At 70.4% G+C, this 19,464-nt stretch carries 21 protein-coding genes; 2 read left to right on the top strand and 19 right to left on the bottom strand.

Translation table 11 applies throughout. The features are described 5' to 3' along the window. The first annotated feature begins 66 nt into the window (after positions 1–66). Positions 67–1,497, top strand: a complete 1,431-nt coding sequence (locus PK606_RS04720) for an amidase (RefSeq protein ID WP_324561230.1) — start codon at positions 67–69, stop codon at positions 1,495–1,497. 161 nt (positions 1,498–1,658) lie between these two features. Next, complete coding sequence (locus PK606_RS04715) at positions 1,659–2,513, top strand: 3',5'-nucleoside bisphosphate phosphatase (RefSeq protein ID WP_324561228.1); 855 nt, start codon at positions 1,659–1,661, stop codon at positions 2,511–2,513. 38 nt (positions 2,514–2,551) lie between these two features. On the opposite strand, the gene PK606_RS04710 is transcribed toward PK606_RS04715, so the two are convergent. The 19 genes from PK606_RS04710 to ppcD all read right to left on the bottom strand — a co-directional run bounded on the left by PK606_RS04710 (position 2,552) and on the right by ppcD (position 19,447). Beyond that, positions 2,552–3,907, bottom strand: a complete 1,356-nt coding sequence (locus tag PK606_RS04710; RefSeq protein WP_324561226.1) for a phenylacetate--CoA ligase family protein — start codon at positions 3,905–3,907, stop codon at positions 2,552–2,554. A gap of 41 nt (positions 3,908–3,948) precedes the next feature. Further along, the gene (locus PK606_RS04705) at positions 3,949–4,794 is read right to left on the bottom strand and encodes a hypothetical protein (RefSeq protein ID WP_324561224.1); all 846 of its coding nucleotides are present in this window, start codon (positions 4,792–4,794) and stop codon (positions 3,949–3,951) included. Further along, positions 4,791–5,492 (bottom strand): 4Fe-4S dicluster domain-containing protein, encoded by a 702-nt coding sequence (locus PK606_RS04700; protein ID WP_324561222.1) that lies wholly within the window; start codon positions 5,490–5,492, stop codon positions 4,791–4,793. Before PK606_RS04700 ends, PK606_RS04705 begins: the two co-directional genes overlap by 4 nt. Continuing rightward, a complete protein-coding gene (locus tag PK606_RS04695) occupies positions 5,489–8,272 on the bottom strand; it encodes a molybdopterin-dependent oxidoreductase (RefSeq protein ID WP_324561221.1) in 2,784 nt (927 codons plus the stop codon). The genes PK606_RS04700 and PK606_RS04695 overlap by 4 nt, the downstream gene beginning before the upstream one ends. Beyond that, positions 8,269–8,676, bottom strand: coding sequence for a thioesterase family protein (locus tag PK606_RS04690; protein ID WP_324561219.1), 408 nt, complete (start codon positions 8,674–8,676; stop codon positions 8,269–8,271). The genes PK606_RS04695 and PK606_RS04690 overlap by 4 nt, the downstream gene beginning before the upstream one ends. 85 nt (positions 8,677–8,761) lie before the next feature. Next, entirely contained in the window at positions 8,762–9,073 is a 312-nt protein-coding gene (locus PK606_RS04685; protein WP_324561217.1) for a DUF2249 domain-containing protein, read from the bottom strand. A 47-nt stretch (positions 9,074–9,120) separates the two neighbouring features. Beyond that, a complete protein-coding gene (locus PK606_RS04680; protein ID WP_324561215.1) occupies positions 9,121–10,254 on the bottom strand; it encodes a DUF8744 domain-containing protein in 1,134 nt (377 codons plus the stop codon). Then, on the bottom strand, positions 10,239–10,556 hold the full coding sequence (locus PK606_RS04675) for a metal-sulfur cluster assembly factor (protein ID WP_324561213.1): 318 nt from the start codon (positions 10,554–10,556) through the stop codon (positions 10,239–10,241). The genes PK606_RS04680 and PK606_RS04675 overlap by 16 nt, the downstream gene beginning before the upstream one ends. A 56-nt stretch (positions 10,557–10,612) precedes the next feature. After that, complete coding sequence (locus tag PK606_RS04670) at positions 10,613–11,611, bottom strand: GNAT family N-acetyltransferase (RefSeq protein WP_324561211.1); 999 nt, start codon at positions 11,609–11,611, stop codon at positions 10,613–10,615. A gap of 16 nt (positions 11,612–11,627) precedes the next feature. Next, complete coding sequence (locus PK606_RS04665) at positions 11,628–12,107, bottom strand: hemerythrin domain-containing protein (protein ID WP_324561209.1); 480 nt, start codon at positions 12,105–12,107, stop codon at positions 11,628–11,630. 75 nt (positions 12,108–12,182) lie between these two features. Next, positions 12,183–13,664, bottom strand: coding sequence for a hypothetical protein (locus PK606_RS04660; protein WP_324561207.1), 1,482 nt, complete (start codon positions 13,662–13,664; stop codon positions 12,183–12,185). Then, complete coding sequence (locus PK606_RS04655) at positions 13,657–13,926, bottom strand: DUF2249 domain-containing protein (protein ID WP_324561306.1); 270 nt, start codon at positions 13,924–13,926, stop codon at positions 13,657–13,659. The genes PK606_RS04660 and PK606_RS04655 overlap by 8 nt, the downstream gene beginning before the upstream one ends. A 391-nt stretch (positions 13,927–14,317) precedes the next feature. Then, a complete protein-coding gene (locus PK606_RS04650) occupies positions 14,318–14,776 on the bottom strand; it encodes a pyridoxamine 5'-phosphate oxidase family protein (protein ID WP_324561205.1) in 459 nt (152 codons plus the stop codon). Continuing rightward, positions 14,773–15,201, bottom strand: a complete 429-nt coding sequence (locus tag PK606_RS04645; protein WP_324561203.1) for a DUF120 domain-containing protein — start codon at positions 15,199–15,201, stop codon at positions 14,773–14,775. Before PK606_RS04645 ends, PK606_RS04650 begins: the two co-directional genes overlap by 4 nt. Further along, the gene (locus PK606_RS04640; RefSeq protein ID WP_324561201.1) at positions 15,182–15,769 is read right to left on the bottom strand and encodes a UbiX family flavin prenyltransferase; all 588 of its coding nucleotides are present in this window, start codon (positions 15,767–15,769) and stop codon (positions 15,182–15,184) included. Before PK606_RS04640 ends, PK606_RS04645 begins: the two co-directional genes overlap by 20 nt. A gap of 16 nt (positions 15,770–15,785) precedes the next feature. Continuing rightward, positions 15,786–17,138 carry a UbiD family decarboxylase gene (locus tag PK606_RS04635; RefSeq protein WP_324561199.1) on the bottom strand — a complete coding sequence of 451 codons (1,353 nt, stop codon included), beginning with the start codon at positions 17,136–17,138 and terminating at the stop codon, positions 15,786–15,788. A 25-nt stretch (positions 17,139–17,163) separates the two neighbouring features. Continuing rightward, entirely contained in the window at positions 17,164–17,418 is a 255-nt protein-coding gene (locus tag PK606_RS04630) for a phenylphosphate carboxylase subunit gamma (protein ID WP_324561197.1), read from the bottom strand. Positions 17,419–17,437: 19 nt separating this feature from the next. Beyond that, the gene (ppcA, locus tag PK606_RS04625) at positions 17,438–18,889 is read right to left on the bottom strand and encodes a phenylphosphate carboxylase subunit alpha (RefSeq protein WP_324561195.1); all 1,452 of its coding nucleotides are present in this window, start codon (positions 18,887–18,889) and stop codon (positions 17,438–17,440) included. Between the two features lie 48 nt (positions 18,890–18,937). Beyond that, positions 18,938–19,447, bottom strand: coding sequence for a phenylphosphate carboxylase subunit delta (gene ppcD, locus PK606_RS04620; RefSeq protein ID WP_324561193.1), 510 nt, complete (start codon positions 19,445–19,447; stop codon positions 18,938–18,940). Positions 19,448–19,464: the final 17 nt, after the last annotated feature.

Here is a 19,464-nt window from a genome sequence, read left to right as displayed (position 1 = left end):
CCCGAAACGGCCCGCGCGGGTACCATGCGCGGGCCGTTTTCGTTTTTCCTGCCAGCGAGCCACGCCATGACCACTGCCCTGCACCAACTCAGCGCCCACGAACTGCTGGCCGGCTACAAGGCGCGCAGCCTGTCGCCGGTCGAGGTGGTGCAGGGGGTGCTGGCGCAGATCGAGCGCTGGGAGCCGCACATCGCCGCCACCTGGTTGCTGCGTCCGGAAGCCGCGCTGGCGCAGGCACGGGATTCCGAGGCACGCTGGCTCCGGGGCGAACCCTGCGGCGCACTGGATGGCGTGCCGGTCACCATCAAGGAGAACATCGCCACCCAGGGCGACCCGGTGCCGCTGGGCACCCGTGCGACGACGCTTGTCCCGGCCACGGCCGACGCACCACCGGCGGCGCGCCTGCACGAGGCCGGCGCGGTGCTGCTGGCCAAGACCACCATGCCCGACTACGGCATGCTGTCGTCGGGGCTGTCGAGCTTCCACCAGCTGTCGCGCAACCCCTGGGATCTGGCGCTGACGCCGGGCGGCTCCAGCGCCGGCGCCGGCGCAGCGGCGGCTGCGGGCTACGGGCCGCTGCACATCGGCAGCGACATCGGTGGCTCGATCCGGCTGCCGGCGGCCTGGTGCGGCATCGTCGGCCTCAAGCCCAGCCTAGGCCGGGTGCCAATCGACCCACCCTACATGGGCCGCGCCGCCGGGCCGATGACGCGCAACGTCGCCGACGCGGCGCTGATGATGCAGGTGCTGAGCCGGCCCGACGCACGCGACAGCATGAGCCTGCCGCCGCAGGCGATCGACTGGTCGCTGGCCTGGCGCCAGGACAAGCCGCTGCAGGGCCTGCGCATCGGCCTGCTGCTGCGGCCCGGCTGCGGCCTGCCGGTGGAGCCGGCGATCCGGGTCGCGGTCGAGCACGCGGCGCACCTGTTCGAGGCCCAGGGTGCCATCGTGACGCCGATGCCGGCGTTCCTGACGCCCGCCATGCTGGCCGGCCTGGACCATTTCTGGCGCATGCGCTCGTACGTCGACCTGCGCGCAATGCCGCACGACACGCGCGCCCAGGTGCTGCCCTGCATCCGCGAATGGGCCGACAGCGCGCACCACATGTCCGGGCCGGAAGTCTTCGAGGCCTACGCGCAGACCCACGCCACGCGCGTCGCCACCACCCAGGCGATGCAGGCGTTCGACTACGTCCTCTCGCCAGTGGCGCCGAACGCGCCGGCACCGGCCGAATGGCCCTCGCCCACCAACGACCCTCTGCGCGGGCTGGAGCACATCGGATTCACGGTGCCCTTCAACATGGGCGAGCAGCCGGCGATCTCGGTCAACTGCGGCTACATGGATTCACCCGGCACGCCCGGCGCCCGGCTGCCGATCGGCCTGCAGATCGCCGGCCAGCGCTTCGACGACCTCGGCGTGCTGCAGATGGCGCGCGCCTTCGAGCTGATCCGCGGGCCGCAGCAGGACTGGCCGCAGCCGCCGGCGGCGACCGCATGACGACATGGCCTTGCCGCGGCGCGGCTTCGACGATGAAATGACCAAGCTGCCACCGCCCGCTCCGGCGTTGTCCTGGTGGCGCAGCCGCCGTCGTCGACGCTGCGCAGCGGCAAAGTCATCGAGCGCAGCGAAGTCAATGTGCGGTTCGTAGAATCGACACCGTGACCTTTCCGCTCAACCCCGACCTGCACTGCCATTCCACCACCTCCGACGGCACGCTGACGCCCGAGGAACTGGCGGCCCGCGCCAAGGCCAACGGCGTCGACCTGTGGGCCCTGACCGACCACGACGAAGTCGGCGGCCAGCAGCGCGCCATGGACGCCGCGCGCGGGCTGGGCCTGCGCTACCTGACCGGCGTCGAAATCTCGGTCACCTTCGCCGACAGCACGGTGCACGTCGTCGGCCTCGGTTTCGACCACACCGACCCGCGCATGATGGAGGGTCTGGCCGACACGCGCGACGGGCGCGGGCCGCGCGCGGTCGAGATGGGCGCGCAACTGGCCAAGGTCGGCATCCCCGGCGCCTACGAAGGCGCACTCAAGTACGTCGGCAACCCGCGCCTGATCTCGCGCACGCATTTCGCCCGCTTCCTGGTCGAGAGCGGCGTCTGCCGCGACACCGCCGAGGTATTCCGCAAGTACCTGACGGAAGGCAAGCCGGGCTTCGTGCCACACCGCTGGGCGCGGCTGGGCGATGCGGTCAGCTGGATCACCGACAGCGGCGGCGTCGCCGTGATCGCGCATCCGGCGCGCTACAACTTCTCGGCCACGCTGGAATACGCGCTGTTCTCCGAATTCCGGCAGCATGGCGGCCAGGCGGTCGAGGTGGTCACCGGCAACCACAGCGCCGCCGAGGTGCTGCGGTATGCCGACCTGGCGCGCGAGTTCGACCTGGCGGCCTCGCGCGGCAGCGACTTTCACAGCCCCGACGAGAGCCACATCGACCTCGGCAAGCTGGCGCCGCTGCCGGCCGGGCTGACGCCGGTGTGGTCGTTGCTGACCGAGCGCATCCACTGACGCGCGGGCGGTTCGCACGCCGGCCGGCCGCGCCGGCGTCAGTGCAGTGTCGCCGCCGCGCCTTCCTTCGGCCGCAGATCGCGCACCCGCACCGCCTTGCCCTCCGAGCGCGCAATGCTGCCGGGCGGCACCACGGTGACCCTGGTCGAGATGCCGATCATCGACTTGATGTGGTGGCTCAGCTCCTTCGCCAGTTCGGGGTACGAGGCCTCGGGAATACCGGGCTGGGCCTCGGCCGATACCGCCACGGTATCCAGCGTGCCCTCGCGGCGCACCGTCAGTTCGTAATGCGGCGCGATGCCGGGGCGTCCCACCAGCACCGCCTCGATGTGCGATGGATAGACGTTGACGCCGCGGATGATCAGCATGTCGTCGGTGCGCCCGGTCACGCGCAGGATGCGCACATGGGTGCGGCCGCAGTCGCAGCGCTCGCGCGTGACGCGCGTGACGTCGCGGGTGCGGTAGCGCAGCATCGGCAGCGCCTCCTTGGTCAGCGTGGTGATCACCAGTTCGCCGACTTCGCCGTCGGGCAGCGGCAGGCCGGTGTCGCGATCGATGACCTCGAACAGGAACTGGTCCTCCCAGCCGTGCAGGCCGTTGCGGCATTCGCATTCGCAGGCGACGCCAGGACCCATGATCTCGGACAGGCCGTAGATGTCGACCGCGCGCAGGCCGATGCGCGTCTCGATCTCCGCGCGCATCTCGGCGCTCCAGGGCTCGGCGCCGAACATGCCGATCCCCAGGCCGCTGCCGCGCAGGTCGATGCCCATCTGCTCGGCGACCTCGGCCAGCGTCAGCGCGTACGACGGCGTCGCGCACAGCACGCGCGGCCGGAAATCCATGATCAGCCCGATCTGGCGCTCGCTGCTGCCGCCCGAGACCGGCACCACCGGGCAGCCCAGCCGTGTGGCGCCGTCGTGCGCGCCCAGCCCGCCGGTGAACAGGCCGTAGCCATAGGCGTTGTGCACCAGGTCGCCCGAGCGCACGCCGGCGCAGTGCAGCGAGCGCGCCACCAGATCGGCCCAGCGATTGAGGTCGCCGGCGGTGTAGCCGACCACGGTCGGCTTGCCGGTGGTGCCCGATGACGCGTGGATGCGCGCCAGCTGCTGCTGCGGCCGAGCGAACAGGCCGAACGGGTAGTGGTCGCGCAGGTCGGTCTTGAGGTTGAAAGGCAGCCGCTGCACGTCATCCAGCGACTGCAGATCCTGCGCATCGCTGAAGCCCGCTTCACGCAGCCGCTCACGCTGCCATGGCACGTTGGCCAGCAGGTTGGCCAGGGTTTCGCGCAGGCGCTGCAACTGGAGATCGCGCAACTGCTCGCGCGGCATCGACTCGATCTGCGGGTGCAACCCGACCGGGCTTGCGCTCACCGCTTCGGCGCTGTGGGTGTTCATGGGCTTGTCTCCTGGGTTATGGGGCTGCCCGGCGGCACCGGTCAGCGACGCACGCCACGCACCGGCAGGTGCGGCAAGGCAAAGCCCTGGTTGAAGGCAGCGCGGGTGACCAGCAGGAACTTGAACACCGCGCCGCTCAGCATCGCGACGGCGCCCGCCAGCACCTGCAGGATCGCCAGCGGCGTGCCGTGCATCGGCACCAGCAGGGCCAGGGTCACCAGCACCAGCGCCGACAGGCTGCCGCCATGCAGCACGCGCAGCGCGTCGTCGCAGGACTGCAGCGTGCGCGCCGGCGTGCGGCCGCTGGCCAGGGCCAGGCGCCAGCGCTGACCGGCCAGCAGGCGCAGCGGCAGCAGGGCGCCGAAGACCAGCCACAGGCCCGGGTCAGCGCCGCCCCAGAACACGGCCAGCAGCAGGTACAGGCCCAGGCCCTCGACCAGTCCGGTGATGACGATCAGCGGGATGATGCGCGGCTCGCGCCAGGCCACGATGCCCTTGGATGCCTGCAGGATGCGCGCCTGGCAGTACAGGAAGGCGGCCGCCAGCAGCGCCGCCAGCCAGCCCGCGGCCGGCCAGACGAAGGCGGCCAGCGCGCCGCTGGCCATCAGCCAGGGCGCGACCCAGGCCTCGCGCGACATCCAGGACTGGCCCGGGTTGATGAACACGTTGAGCGCGCGCCAGGGCCGGCCGATCTCGGCCCACACGTGCAGCAGGCCGATACCGATCAGCGCCAGCGCCAGCAGCAGCGACGCCACCTGCAGCATGCGCGGGCCTTCGGCCAGCACGGCCGCGATCACCAGGCCGCAGCCGGCGCCGCCGCCGATGAAGTTCATCGCCGCGCGGAAGTCCCAGTGCTGCTGCACCCAGGGGTTGGGTCCGTAGCTCATGGGTTTTCCTCCAGCTTGGTCTCGACCCGCGCCGCCAGCTCGTCGGGCATCGGGTCGGCGCTGTCCCAGATGTAGCGCATGTTGGGGCCGGTGCCGAGCTCCTCGTGCATGCGGAAGTGCTGGCTGCGCGCCAGCAGCTGCGACACGTTGCTGTCCGGGTCCTCGACGTCGCCGAAGATCAGCGCCTGCGCGATGCAGGAGTTGACGCAGGCCGGCGTCGCCGCCGGGTCGACGCCCGGCGTCAGGCCGTGCTCCAGTCCTTCGTCGATGCGCTCGACGCAGAAGGTGCACTTGGTCGCCACCGCGAGGCGGTCCTCGTCGTGGCGCAGCGCCTCGTGCTCGCTCGGCTTGCCGTAGGCGAAGGTGGCGCGCTCGGTCTTGTAGCGCGCCTGGTACGGACACGACACCGCGCAGTAGGCGCAACCGATGCACAGGTCGTAGTCGATGGTGACGATGCCGTCGGGCCGCTTCTTGGTCGCCGTGGTCGGGCACACCGGCAGGCAGGGCGGGTCGTCGCAGTGCTGACAGCCGACCGGCACGAAGGCGCGCTGCACGTTCGGGTACTCGCCGAACTCCATGTCGAGCACGCGCCGCCACTGCACGCCCGGCGGCGTGGCGTTGGCGTGCTTGCAGGCGGCGGTGCAGGTCTGGCAACCCACGCAGCGGCGCAGGTCGACTGCCATGGTCCACTTGGTCATGCGTGTGCCCTCCGCTTGCCGCCAGCCGCCGGGGCCGCCGCGCGGTCGGCCGCCGTGGCCTTGTGCAGCGCCACGCGCACGATGTCGGCGCTGGAGCCGGTGGCGTCGGTCAGCTCCATCGACATGCTGGCCAGCGTGTTCAGGCTCGGCAGGCCGAAGTCCTTGGCCAGCGGCGTTTCCCAGTGGTCGAACTGGCCGATCGCCAGCAGCGTGTCGGGCCGGATGCCCTGGCGCAGCACCAACCGGCCGCGCGTGAGGCGCTGCGGCGTGCGGATCACCACCTCGTCGCCCTCGGCCAGGCCCAGCTCGACGGCACGCCGGGTGTTCATGATCAGCCCGCGGTGGCCGGCGATGTTCTCGGCCACCTCGCGGATCATCTGCACGCCGGCGTTGCCGCCCCAGGCGTACTGCATCGAGCGCGCGGTCAGCAGCCAGAACGGGTAGTCGGGCGATTCGCCGCCGCTGCGCTGCAACTCGGCCTCCCACAGGCCGGGGAAGTCCTTCCATTTCGGCAGCGCCTGGTACTCGGCCAGCTGGGTGTCCCACCAGTGCATGCCGCGCTCGTGCAGCCGGCGCCCAAGCTCGACGCCGACGCGCGCCAGCCGCTCCTGGTAGGGCATCTCGAAGCGCAGGCCCTGGCGCTCCAGCACCGGGAACAGGTACCAGTCCAGGCGCGGGAACGGGCGCGTCATCAACCCCTGCTCGCGCCACCAGTCGAGGCCGTGCACCTCGGTGCCGCCGCTGAGCTCGGCGCTGGCGGCCTTGCACACCGCGTCCCAGATGGCGTCGCGGTCGTGCGCCACGTCCTCCTGCAGCGCGTAGTCGCCGTGCGCGGTGCGCAGCCGGGCGCCGGCGGCGCCGCGGTTGATGGCGGCGTTGTAGGGCGCCAGCAGGCCGGTGCGGCGTGCCAGCTCGGTCGCGATGTCGGTGAAGTCGCGCGTTTCGCCACGCATCTCGACCGCCGGCTGGCGCAGCGCGTAGCCCTGGTGGTCCCAGAACTGCTCGACGTACTTGGTGCCGCCGATGCGGATCAGCTGCAGGCTCTCCAGGTCGGTGGCGTCGGGCAGCAGCACGTCGGCGAAATGGTTGCTCTCGTCGCGCGTGTAGGCGAACGCCACCACGAACGGGAAGCGCGCCATCTTCTCGCCCAGCGCCTGCGTGTCCCAGAACGAGATCGACGGGTTGGTGCGGTAGAAGAACCAGACGTCGGGTGGCGTCACGGTGGGCAGGCCCTCGGGCGTCTCGTCGAGAAACATCCACGAGAAGTGCGTCGGCCCCAGCGCCTGGCTCCAGGCGCCGTCGCCGGCCAGCGGCACCATGGTCTTGTAGGCGTTGCGGATGTTGGGGCGCGGCAGCCAGCCTTCCTTGCTGGTCGGGTTGAGCGGGTAGCTCATGAAGCCGTCCGGCCCCGGCTTGACGCTCAGCAGGCGCTCGGCCAGCGGCTTGGCCAGCCGCACCGTGGTGCCGATGGTGCCGCCCGGCACCTCGAGCGCGCCGACCAGCGTCGCCAGCAGCGTGCGCGCCCAGCAGCATTCGTAGCCGCCCCAGCCGTTGTTGACGGTCTTGCCCAGCGTCACCGCGACCGGGCGGTACGGCAGCGTGACGCCGTCGACCTCGGTGGTCTGGCCGATGCAGGCGTGCTCCAGGTATTCGAGCGCGATGCGGCGCATGGTGGCGGCCGGCACGTCGCACACGCCTGCCGCCCATTCGGGCGAATACGGCTGCATGTGGGCCATCAGCTTGTCGTGCGCGGTCACGCCGGTGAGCAGGCCCTGGTGGGTGATCTCGTCGTCGGCGCCGATCTCGATCGCCTCGATCTGTACGCCCTGAGGCACGGACAAGGTTTCAACCAGGCCAGGCGCATCGTGCTCGCGCGCGCATTGCTGCACCGCGTCCCACACCAGCGGCTTGTGCGACTGCGGATCGCGCAGATAGCCGCCGCCCGGCCCAACCAGGTAGCTCGACGCCGTGCGCCGCTTGAGGAAATCGATGTCGAGCCGGTCCACCGGCACCTCGTGCAGCATCACGTGGATCAGCGCGAACAGGAAGGCGGCGTCGGTCTTGGGCTTGATCGGCACCCACTCGGCCGAGCAGGCGCCGGTGACCGACAGGTGCGGCTCCACCTGCACGCGCTTCATGCCGCGCACGCGCGCGTTGGCGTGGCGCCAGACGCCGGCGACGCCACCCGAGGCCTCGATGTTGCTGCCGCAGGAGATCAGGTAATTGCAGCTCGGCGTGTCGGGCGCGACGATGAAGGCGCGGTGCCAGAACTCACCGTACAGGTGCTCGGAGTGGTAGCACTTGACCCCCTGCCCCGAGCCGAAGCCCATGTCCACCGGACCCCAGGCCGACAAGAAGGCCGGGAAGGTGCCCATGTACGACTGCGGCGTGCCGCCGCCGCCGAAGCTGGCCGCCATGCGCGGGTAGCCGGATTCGTCGAGCAGGCCCTCGGCGCGGATCGCGTTCAGCTTGTCGGCGATCAAGGTGAAGGCCTCGTCCCAGCTGATCGGCACGAAGCCGGGATCCTCCTTGCGGCCCTTGACCGGGTTGGTGCGCTTCATCGGCGTCAGCACCCGGTTCGGGTTGTAGGTCTTCTGAATCAGGCCGAAGGCCTTGACGCACACCTTGCCGCCGCCGGGATGCACCTCGGCGGCGCAGAAGTTCGGCTCCACCTCGGTGGCCACGCCGTCCTGCACCTTGACGGTGAGCAGGTCCGGCCCGGCCACGCACTGGTAGCAGTAGGTGGGCACGCGGCGCGGCGCGGCGGCGGCTTTCTTCACGCCAGGCCCGCCTTCTGCGCCTTGGCGGCGAGGCGCTGCTCGGTAGTGGCGACGTCGACCACGAAGCGGCTGTGGCGGCCGCGGCAGATCGGCTCCACACTGTCCTTGCCGGTAATCTCGAAAGTCACCATGCGGCCCTTCACTTCGGCGATGGTCACGGTGAGCTCCACCGCCATGTCCATCAGGGTGGCGGCCATATGGTCCACCTCGACGCGCGTGCCGACCGAGTCCTCGCCCTCATCCAGATGCTGCAGCAGCAGGTTGCGGCAGCTCACCTCGATATCGCGCACCAGCGAGGGCGTGGCGTAGACGCGCGCCTTCTCGCCCATGAAGTCGATGGTGCGCTCGCGGTCGATGGCGATGCTCTCGGTGGCGCTGACGCCGGCTTGCAGGCTTGCTTTCACTGTCTTGACTCCTCTTGTTTGATCTGTGCTGTGTGGCCGGCCGGGCACGCTGCCGTCGGCCGATCCGGACTGGCGCGTGCGCCGCTCAGCCGCCCGAGCAGCCGCAGCCGCCCGAGGCGCCGTGCGCGCCGGCGGCTCCGGCCACGACGGCGCCGGCAGCTGCTTCCAGGCGGCTGATCCGCACCAGGAACTGCTCCGGTCCGCGCTGCAGGTATTCCCAGTCGAACTGGCCCGAGCGCGTGCGCTCGAACTGGAACATCAGCGGCATCGGGTCGTGGTCGTTCAGGATCTCGAACGCACCGCCCACCGGCAGCGCATCGAAGGCGGCGAAGATGGTGGCGTGGCGCTCCGGCGGCGGCACGCTGGGGACAAAGATGCGTTCGATGGGTGCGTTCATGGTGGTCTCCTACCGGGTTGTCTGAAAATAATGGGCGGACGGGTGGCTTACAGCGTGGGTGGCGGCCTGGCTGGCGCAGCGGCTCGCGGTGCATTCACGTTGACGCGTCCACGCAGCACTGCGGTGACCGTATTGGCGATGAAAATCAGCAGCGCGATCAGGTTGCCCATACCGCCCCAGCTGCGCAGCTCGTGCACGCCGAGCGCGTCGCCGCCCAGGCGCAGCAGCAGCGAGGCGTGCAGCACGATCAGCGAGGCGTAGAACAGCGGGTGGTATGGCACCAGCACCTTCAGCACCGCCGGCAGGATGATCGGCGCGTGGCCGAACACCATGGCGAACACGAAGCCCAGCAGCAGCGCGTGCAGGGCGGCGTCGTAGCCGGCGCTGCCGGGCAGCAGCGAGCCGGTCCAGGCCAGCACCGCGCCGCCGACCGCCAGCCAGACGTAGCCGCTCAGCAGGCACACGGCGATGAAACGCGTCAGCCCCTTGCGCTGCACGGTGCGTCGCGCGACGTCCTCGCTCGCGAGCCAGGCCGCCAGCGCCAGCAGCCCGAGACCCATCACGCGGATGGCCCAGTCCTGCCCGGCCGTCACGCCGACGAAGCTCGCCACCAGCACGGCGACGATCAGGCCGAAAGTGCGCACCGCCGCCTTCGACGGTGCCCGCATGCGCGACAGCTCGAGCCGTTCGCCGGCAATCGTCAGCACCAGGAAGCCGATCCACCAGGGCAGCGCCGCCGGCACGAGGCCGGTCAGGGTCCACACCAAGTTGCCGAGCAGCCAGGACGCCGCGCCGAGCGCCAGCGTGAAGGTATAGAGCGCGAACTGGCGCCGCACCACGTCGAGCGAGGCCGCCAGCAGCACCGCGGCGGCCAGCACCAGCAGCCACATGCTCCAGGGCATCCGGCCCAGCAGCATCGCGACCACGCCGAGCGCCGCCGCCAGCGGCCCCAGGTAGGCCCAGGCGCGGCCCAGCGCCACGGCGCGCTCGAGCGCGATCACGGTGCCGAAGAAGCCGCACAGCATCAGCGGGCCATGCGCCACCGCCAGCCCGCCGAACAGATTCGGCACACCCCAGCCCAGGCGCGCCAGCCCGGCCAGCGCGCCACTCAACAGGGCAACGAAACCAAGTACCAGCAGCGGTGCACGTGCCAACGGCCCCGGATTCAGGGGGGCGTCCATCCGAAGAACTCCTTGGCGATGCCACTCATCATGGATGCGTCCCAGGGCGGCTCCCAGACCAGCCGCACCTCGACCTCGCAGTCCGGCGGGCACAGGCGCTGCACCGCGGCGGTGGCCTGGCTGACCAGCATGTCGGCCACCGGACAGGCCGGCGAGGTCATGGTCATGTCGACCGTCACCCGCTCGTCCTGCACGTCGATGGCATAGATCAGCCCGAGCTCGACGATGTCCATGCCGGCTTCCGGATCTTCGATCTCGCGCAGCGCGTCGCGGATCGTGGCGTCGTCGGGCAGGTAGCTCATGGTGTCGGCGCTCGTGCGGTGTTTCGGCTCTTGCGGTGTGCGGTCGTGCCGGCGCGTCAGATGTCGCGTACGAAGGTCAGGCGCTGGCTCGGCGCGAAGCCGCAGCGCAGCAGCAGGCCCAGCAGGTTCATGTTGTCGGGACCGACCACGGTCTCGACCCGCTCGACCTGCAGGGCGCCCAGGTTGGCGAACAGTTCGTCGAGCAGTGCGCGGCCGACACCGCGCCCGGCATAGGCCGGATCGACACCGATGGTGTCGATGATGGCGGTCGGCTCGGTGCGCCCGAAGTCGCCCAGGTCGGCCTTGGCCATCAGGTAGCCGACGATGGCGTCGTCGATGCGTGCGGTCAGCGAAACCCGGATCGCGCTGTCGTTCATGGCCTCGCCCAGGCGCCCGGCGATGTAGTCGCGGCGGTTGCGGCCGGTCAGCTCGGTGTCGACGCGCACGATCTCGTTCAGGTCCTCGGGCCGCATCGGCCGCACGTCGGGCCGGCCGCGCGCGGCCAGTTCGGCGTCGTTGGCCTCGTCCAGGCTGTAGTCGCGGCCGTCGGTCGGCGCCATCACCATGGCGTCGTCGCGCTCGGGCTGGTTGGCTGCCACCGATGCGTCCACCACCCACACCGGGCCGAGGCGGAAGCCGCGCGCCCGCATCCAGCGCACCATGCGCTCGTCGCTCCACAGCGCGGTGCTGCGGATGTCCTGCAGGCCGTGGCGCTGGGCGTAGTTGCTCAGCGCCTCCAGCATCTGGCGGCCGATGCCGTGGCCGCGCGCATCGGGACGCACGCCGACCACCTCCAGCCGCAGTCCGGGCTGGTCGCGGCCGAATTCTCCGCTCATCACGCGCGCCAGCACGTAGCCGGCCAGCCCCTTGCCGTCGACGGCGGCGAACTGCGCGTGCAGTTGCGGCTCCCGGACCGCCGCATCGAGGCGGCGCTGGAAATAGTTGCGGCGCGAACGGCCTTGCATGCCGGCGTCGATGTCGACGACATTCGGCAGGTCGTCGGCGCGCAGGGCGCGGATCTCGACGGCACGTTCGATCTGGGCAGTAGCGGTCATCAATGTCTCCTTGGATTCAGCTTGCGTATTCCATGGCCAGCATGGCGTCCGTCTCGTCGTCGAGCAGATCGTCGAGCAGCGGCAGCAAGGCCATCTCTTCCTTCTGGATGTGCGCCACCTGGCGCTCCACCATCTCCAGCGCGGTGCGGCGCAACGCGTCCCAGCCGTCGGCGTCCAGCGATCCCTCGATCGCCGCCGCCGCCAACGGCAGCAACTCTTCGGCGACATCGCGGATCGCCGCGTGCTCGTCGGCCAGCAGCCCGGCGATGTCGCCCTCGCCCGATTCCTCCATGCGGGTGAACAACTCGTTCTCCTCGAAGTCGAAGTGGCGACCGACGTCGTGCTCGACCTGCTGATGCAGCGCCTTGGCCAGCTCGCGCAGCACGGCTTCATCGGTCTTGCGGCCGGCCATGGCGGCCTCGACGCGGCCCAGGAGATCGAGCTGCCCGCGGTGCTCTTCGGTCAGGAGTCGGGCGATTTGACGGTCACTGTTCATGGTCTGGAGTATTTCGGTACTTGAATACTATTTCATTGATCCAGCGCAAGCTTCGGGCTGTCCGCCCGCAATCGTTCAGGCCGCCGGCGCGGCCGTCGTCGTGGCTGGCGGCCGCATGCGGCGCCAGGCGTGGGCAAAGAAGGCCACGAAGGCCAGTGCGCCGGTGGCGCCCGCCAGCGCCGCCAGCGCCATCAGCCAGGGCTGACCGGTCCAGGTGGCGACCAGCAGCAGCGCGCAGGCCAGCGGGTGCGCCCAGGCGTGCCAGCGCTGCGGACCCGCGGCGGTCAGCGACGAGGGCACTGGCGGGCCGCGCTTGCCGGCCGGCGCGTGCATCGAGGCCAGGAACGGCAGGATGCGCGACAGGATGCCGGTGAGCACGCTGAGCAGGCCGAGCATCAGCAGCAGCGCCGCCAGCGTCACCGGCAGCCAGGCCAGCAGCGCGCCGAGCGCCGGCAGCGCGTGGCCGGCCGCCTGCAGCGCCGCCACCGCCAGGCTGGCGGCAATCAGGGCCCAGCCGAGCTTGACCAGCACGAAGGAGCTGCCGAGCTCCTTGCGCATGCCCTGGGCCAGGCAGCGCCGCATCTGCGTCACGTGGATGGCGAAACCGGTCAGCGCCAGCACGCAGGCCAGCACCCACCACCAGGGCGACGCCGCCTCTGGCAATGCGAACCAGACCAGCAGCAGCGCCGCCGCGCCGAGCCCGGCGCCGACCAGCGCCAGCCGCGTCGCCGGCGGCGGCGACAGCGCGAACATCGGCACCAGGATGGCCGAGAAACCCATCACCAGCATGACCATGAAGCCGTAGCCGGCATAGGCCACGTGCAGCGGCAGCGCGCGGCCGCGGTCCAGCACCGGCGGCCAGCCGGCGTAGCCGCCGACCATCGACAGCGCCGCCAGCAGCAGCACGGCCAGCGCCGCCAGCGCCAGCCAGCCGTGCACCAGCACCACCGGCATGCCGCGTGCGCCGGCCAGGTTGCGCGCCAGCAGCATCAGGTACACCACCAGGCCCAGCGTGACGCCGACCGCGCCGAGCGCCAGCAGCGTCACCTGCGGCAGCGCCATGCCGGCCAGCAGCAGCAGCAGCGAAGGCAGGTACAGCCACCACAGCAGCACGATCCAGCGTGTGCTGCCGATGGGCTGGCGCGTGGCCACCGGCAGCAGTTGCAGGCTGGCGCCGATGGCGGTCATCGCCAGCGTGCCCAGGGTCAGGCTGTGCAGCGCCGCCAGCGGCGGCCCGAGGCCGCTGACGAAACCGGTGGCGGCCGCGGGATCGAGCAGCAGCAGCAGCCAGAACAGCAGGTGGAACAGCGTCGCCGCACCGAAGAAGCGAAACGGCATCGAGGCCGGCAGCAAGCGGCTCTTGGCGGTGCCGAGGAAGCTGCTGGCGCGCGCGGCCTGGCGCGTGGCCTGCATCTTGGGGTCGGCCGCGATGCGCTTGAGCGCGGCGTCGTGCGCGGCCTTGCGCCGCTCCAGATGCGCCGGATCGGCGATCAGCTCGGCCGCCGAGGGTCGCTCGGTGCCGCCGCCGGGCGTGCCGCCACCGGTGCGGTCATCCAAGGCGGCGCAGCAGCAAGCGGACTTCACCGGGATCTCCCTGCAGACGTTCGGCGACCCAGCCGCGCTCGGCCAGTTCGGGGTAGAGCATGACCGGATCGCGGTCGAGGTGGGCCACGAACCGGGCGCCGGCATCGTCGCGCCGCTCGTACAGCTCGCGCACGATACTCACCAGCGGCTGCGGCGGCTCCAGCCCACGGACGTCGATGTGCCACAGGCCGTCCTCACCCAGGACAGCGCGGCGTGGTGGTGGCGGTCGGTCCATGGTTGTCACGAAACGATGTGCTCACACGGATGGGAATGGGACACCTGGCTCGATCCTAGCTGCTTATGCCGGTCAGGGCGACGCCGGGGTCTTCACCCACCGTCTCCGCAATCAACCCCCTTTGTGGTCGGCGCTGCCCTGTGCCCTGCTGCCGGCGCGAGATGGCATCCGGCATGGGCGTGGCCTGCGTGGACCCGCCACGGATGACTATTGCCCCTTCGATCGCCGGCCGCGATGATCCAGTTCAATTCCGCGCCTGCTCGCCCGGCCGGGCACGTCGCACATGCGACACCCGCCGCCGGCTGCGCGCCGACGACGCCGGGAAGCGAATTGGCTCCTGACCTGCAAGCGCGATCGCATGGCGTCTGCTGACTTGTGGTCGGCACCAGCCCTAGCCCAGCAAGCCGGCACCGATGCGTGACCCCAGTTGCCGCATGGTCGGCACGGCGCTTGCATCGGCAGCACGGTAGCGTAGGCTGCTGGTGCGCACGCCCGGCCAGGCCTGGTCGGTCTGCTCCGCGATCTGCAGCTGCCAGGCTTCCATGCCCAGCTCCGCCAGCGCCGGCGGCGTCGAGGCCAGCCGCTGCACCGGACCGCGCAGCAGCAGGCTGAGACCGCCCTGCCCGATCACCTGCAGCGTCGCGCGACCGTCGCGCACCAGGTTGGCGCTGGTATCGCCGCCGCCATCGACGGCGAAGCGCAGCGTCTGCGCATCGACCGCCACCAGCCACGAATAGGTCGAGCGCGCGTAGGCATCGGCGTCGACGCTCAGCACCAGCGCCGGGCAGCAGCGCCGCAGGACCTTGAATGCAGCCGCGCTCAGCATCGCCGCGCCGGCGCGCTGCGTCATGCCTCCACCAGCACCGGCACGCGTGCGCCGTCCACCACGTTCAGGGCCTGGCGCAGGTTCACCGACGCCACCAGCTCGAGCTGGTCGGGCGGGTACCCGTCGACCGCCGGCAGCACCACCGCCGCCGGCAGGCGCGCCGCACCGACGCGGGCCCGAAAGCACTTGGCGGCGCAATAACCGGCTGGCGGCTCGACCACCAGGCCAGGATGCGCGTGCATGGCGCTGCGCAGCTCGGCCCAGCGCGGACCCTGCAGGCGCAGGTTGAAGGTGCCGGGATGCACCGGCCAGTCGAAATGGCGGCGCAGTTGCACCAGCACCCAGTCGAGCTGGGTCAGTATCCGGCCCTGGCCGAGACCGCTGGCCACTGTGCCTTCGGCCTCGAACAGCCGCACCGTGCCCGGCGCGCTAGCGGCGAGCCTGTGCATGCTCGCGCTCCTCGTTGCCGGTCCAGCGCTTGAACAGGCTGACGTCGACGCCGAACTGGTCCAGCGCCTTGTTGACCGACTGGTTGATGATGTCGTCGAGCGTCTTCGGCAGATGGTAGAAGGCCGGCATCGGCGGCAGGATCACGGCGCCGGTCTCGGTGACCTGCGTCATCAGCCGCAGGTGGCCCAGGTGCAGCGGCGTCTCGCGCACCATCAGCACCAGCTTGCGGCGTTCCTTCAGCGTCACATCGGCGGCGCGGATCAGCAGGTTGGCATTGAACGAGTTGGCCAGCGCCGACAGCGTCTTGATCGAGCACGGCGCAATCACCATGCCGTCGTGGCGGAACGAGCCGCTGGAGATGCAGGCGCCGATGTCGCTCAGCTCGTGCACGTGGGTGGCGAGCTTCTTGACGTCGGCGATGCTCCGGTCGGTCTCGTAGACGATGGTGCGCTTGGCCGCGTCCGACATCACCAGGTGCGTCTCGACACCGGCCTGCTGCAGCACCTCCAGCATGCGCACCCCATAGATCGAGCCGCTGGCGCCCGACATGCCCACCACGATCTTCACGGCTCAGCTCCTCAATTCACAGTACTGGTTGACGAAACAACGCCTGCGCCTTCGCCAGCGCGGCGGCGTCCAGCCGCATGCGCTCGTCGCCGCCGCCGGCCGCGTGCAGGGCGATGAACGCCGCCTTCGAACCCTGCCCCGCGCCGCTGGCCGACGGGTCGATGACGTAGGCGTCGGTACCCTCGATCACCACGGTATCACGCGCCGGCTGCCAGCGCGTGGCCAGGGCCCAGGCCACGTCCTCGGGGTCACGGATGTCGATGTCGTCATCGACCACGGTGATGGTCTTCAGCCGCCGATCCAGCGCCAGCGCCAGATGCGCCAGCCGCCGCGCCTCGGAGCGCGAGCAGCAGTGCACCGCGACCACCATCGAGAACGCCGCCGTGCCGCGCGCGATCTCCAGATCGACCACGCCCGCCACCTGGGCGCGCAGCTGCGCCAGCAGGTCGGCGCCGGCGGCCAGCCACAGCAGCATGTCGACGTCGGCACCGGCCGGGCTCAGGCCCGGGTAGACCGGCTGCTCGCGGTGCGTCACCGCGCTGACCTCGATCACCGGGCTGTCGTCGCTGAAGTAGGTGCCGGTGTTCTCGCCGAACGGCCCCTCGTGTTCGCGCACGCCGCACAGCACATGGCCCTCGATGATGGCTTCGGCGCGCGCCGGCACCTCGAGCGCCACCGTGCGCGCCGGCGCCAGCTCGACCGCGCGGCCGCGCAGTGCGCCGCTGAAGCCTAGCTTGTCGGCGCCCTGCCCGCCGCCGGAGCGCACCACGGCGCCGATCAGGGTCGCCGGGTCGAGCCCGAGCGCGATCACCACCGGCAGCGGCTCGCCGCGCGCCTCGGCCGCCGCATGCAGGCGCGACATCGGCGGGTTGGAAAACATCACCGTCAGGCGCCGTCCGCCCTTGACCATCATGCGGTGCACGCCCATGCCGCGCTCGCCGGTCTCCGGGTCGCGGCACATGACGACACCGATGGTGATGTAGGGTCCGCCGTCGCCGGCGTGGTGGGTCAGGATCGGCAGGCGGCCCAGCAGGTCGTCGCCGGCCTGGTGCACCACCTGCTGCACCGGCACATCGCCGGTGAGCACCGGCTCGACAGCCTGGCCGCGGCGCCGGGCGCAGAAATCGGCCAGTTCGTCGACCGGCGCACCCAGCGCCAGCGCCAGGCGGCGCCGCGTCGCGATCAGGTTGCCGGCCACGCGCCAGCCGGGATGGCCGACCACGTTCTCGAACAGCAGGGCCGGTGCATCAGCCGGCGCCTGCCGCAGCGCGGCAGCGATCTCGTGGCGCGGCGCGAACGGCTCGGCAACACGCCGCAGATCGCCCGGTGCCATGCCGTCGAGCAGTTCACGCAGATCACGCCAGGCCATGCCGTGCTCCCGATCGGCCGCCGCTTCAGCGGTACTTGGCCGGCAGCCGCTCGACTTCCTCGAGCACCTGGATGCCGAAGCGCTGCGGCGCCAGCTGCCCGCGCCCGAAGCGCACCTGCAGGCGGTCGGGCGCGTCCTGCTCGTTCTCCGACACGCGCGCCTTGACGCGCTTGTAGGTGTACTTGTGCAGGCCTGGCTCGAGCGTGCGGATGGTCAATTCCAGATCCTGGCCGGGCGCCAGCTCGGCCAGATCCATGACGAATACTTCCCAATGCTTCATGGTGCAGCTCCTTGAGGGTTCAGCGGTGGATGGCCGGATAGCCGTAGTTGGTCCAGTTCGACACCACCTTGTCCTGGATCTCCTTCGGGTACACGTTCTTGAACGACACCACGCTCGGGATGTCGTTGAGCTTGTCCCAGTCGACCGGCCACAGGCAGTCGAACAGAACCTGCGAGCCGATCGAGTACTTGCGGTCGTGCGGCGTCGCGTGCGGATACAGCGCGGTGCCGGTGGTGTTCTTGAACACGTGGATGCCGCGCTCCGGGTTGCAGCGCGTGCAGAACGCGTGGTAGACCTCGTCCCAGTTGAAGATGTCGGTCTTGTCGTCGACCACCATCACCATGTGGAACCAGGGCCCGAGCTTGGAGCCGAAAGCCAGCTGCGCGATCTGCATCGCGATGCCGGCGTAGGTCGGCTTGACGCCAACGATCATCATGTGGTGCGTCGAGCGCGGGTGCATGTAGACGCCGGTGACCGGAATGCCCTGGCTCTTGAGCAGCTTCTCCAGCTCCAGGCCGAGCGAGAACGAGCGCAGCAGCTGCCCCTCGTCCTGCGGCACGCCCATGTTGGAGATCGTCATGGTCGCGTTGTTGCGGTAGGTGATGCAGTTGACGCGGAAGGTGACGCGGAAGTCGCGCGGGCTGGTGCGGTAGCCGGTGTACTCGCCGAACGGTCCTTCCTCGACCTTGTAGTCGGGCAGGATCTCGCCCTCGATGATGATCTCGGCATCGGCCGGCACCTCGAGGTCGTTGGTCTCGCACTTGACCAAGCGCACCGGCTCGCCGGCCAGCATGCCGGTCAGTTCGGGCTCGGGGATCGGCGACGGCGCGCAGGCCGCCATCGCGGCCAGCGGCGACAGGCCGATCGCGGTCGCGAACGGGCAGGTCTCGCCGCGCGGCAGGTAGTAGTCGTTCAGCGCCTTGCCCAAATCCGAGAACGGGAACACCGCGCCCGACATGGTGCGCGAGTCCCACATCATCTGCCGGTACATGCCCCAGTTGACGTCGCCGCGCACCGGGTGCTTGGTCACCACCGCGTGCCAGGTGCCGACGTAGCGGCCGCCGTCGCCGTCGTGCACCAGCGGCACCGGCAGCTTGCACAGGTCGACGTCGGCACCCTTGAGGATGTTCTCCTTGCAGGGCGCGTCGGCGCGGTCGACGATGACCGGCGCCAGCGGCTCGCCGTTGGTGCGCTTGAGGTACTCGGCGCCGATCTCGGGCAGGCTGGAATCCGGATCCATGCCGAGCGAGATCGCCATACGGCGGTAGGTCGACAGCGGCGCGCCGAAGTAGCTGAAGCCGGGGTAGTCCTTGATCGACTCCATGAACGGCGCCGCGGCGCCGAGCTCGCAGGCGCGGCGCACGATGGCGCCGGCCTCATTGTCCCAGTCGACTTGCTGCTTGATGCGCACGGCGTCGCCCGAGGCGACGCAGGCGTCGATGAATTCACGGTTGCTGCGTGGAATGGCCATGGGTCACATTGCTCCGGTGGTCGGGTGGATTGGAAGATGCGCGGGTGGTCAGGAAATCTTGGCCAGGATGGCGTCCCATTTGCCCTGCGCCTTGAGGATCATTTCGGCCGCTTCGCGCACCGCGCCGTGGCCGCCCTTGGAGGGCGTGACCCAGGCCGCGGCGGCGCGCACCTCGGGTACCGCGTCGGCGACGGCGATCGGCATGCCGACGCGCTTCATCAGCGACAGGTCGACCAGGTCGTCGCCGACGTAGGCCACCTCGGCGTCACCGATGCCGAGCTCGGCCAGCATCTGCTCGTAGGGCTCGGTCTTCTTCTTGATGCCCTCGTGGAAGCGCTTGATCTTCAGCTCCTCGGCGCGGTGGCGCACCGAGCCGGACTTCTTCGAGGTGATGATGGCGACCTCGATGCCGCTCATCTGCATGGCGACGACGCCGAGGCCGTCCTTGATGTTGAAGTTGCGCTGCTCGACGCCGTTGTCGTCGATCACGATGCGCCCATCGGTCATCACGCCATCGATGTCGAGGATGGCGAGCTTCACTTGCTTGGCTTGGTCCATGATGGTGATTTCCAGGT

The organism is Ottowia sp. (genome assembly GCF_035444425.1).
GTDB lineage: Bacteria > Pseudomonadota > Gammaproteobacteria > Burkholderiales > Burkholderiaceae_C > Ottowia.
The sequence above is the reverse complement of the archived record's forward strand: the minus strand, read 5'-3'. Positions and strand labels throughout refer to the sequence as shown.